Source organism: Planctomonas deserti (assembly GCF_003067705.1).
Taxonomy (GTDB): domain Bacteria; phylum Actinomycetota; class Actinomycetes; order Actinomycetales; family Microbacteriaceae; genus Planctomonas; species Planctomonas deserti.
The window spans coordinates 1-614 of sequence record NZ_QANL01000100.1 but is presented as its reverse complement, the minus strand read 5'-3'; the positions used below and the strand labels follow the sequence as shown (position 1 = coordinate 614).

Annotated in this window: 1 protein-coding gene; it reads left to right on the top strand. The window is 66.3% G+C overall.

Annotation, left to right across the window (positions count from 1 at the left end):
• Positions 1-509, top strand: a 509-nt coding sequence (locus DAI20_RS19745; protein WP_497802646.1) for an ATP synthase beta subunit C-terminal domain-containing protein, incomplete at its 5' end; no start/stop codon positions are given.
• Between the last annotated feature and the right edge of the window lie 105 nt (positions 510-614).

Below are 614 nucleotides of genomic sequence, written 5' to 3'. Positions count from 1 at the left end.
CCGTCTACGTTCCCGCGGACGACCTGACCGACCCGTCGCCGGCGACCACCTTCGCCCACCTGGACTCGACCGTCACCCTGTCGGGTTCGATCGCCTCGCTGGGTATCTACCCGGCCGTCGATCCGCTGGACTCCACCAGCCGCCAGATGGACCCGCTGGTCATCGGCCACGAGCACTACGACACCGCCCAGCGCGTCCAGCAGACCCTGCAGAAGTACAAGGAACTGAAGGACATCATCGCGATCCTGCGCATGGACGAGCTGTCCGAAGAGGACAAGCAGGCCGTGTCGCGCGCCCGTAAGATCGAGCGCTTCTTCAGCCAGCCGTTCCACGTGGCTGAAGTGTTCACCGGTTCGCCGGGCAAGTACGTGCCGCTGAAGGACACCATCCGTGGCTTCAAGGCCATCGTCGATGGCGAGTACGACCACCTGCCGGAGCAGGCGTTCTACATGGTCGGCGGCATCGAAGAAGCGGTCGAGAAGGCCAAGAAGATGGCCGAGAAGGCCTGATCCGGGACGGGCGGGAGCGATCCTGCCCGACCTGACGCCGGCGCCGGGCAACTGCCCGCGCCGGTGGACTCCCACGGTGGCATTGCGCCGCCGCGAACAGCGAAG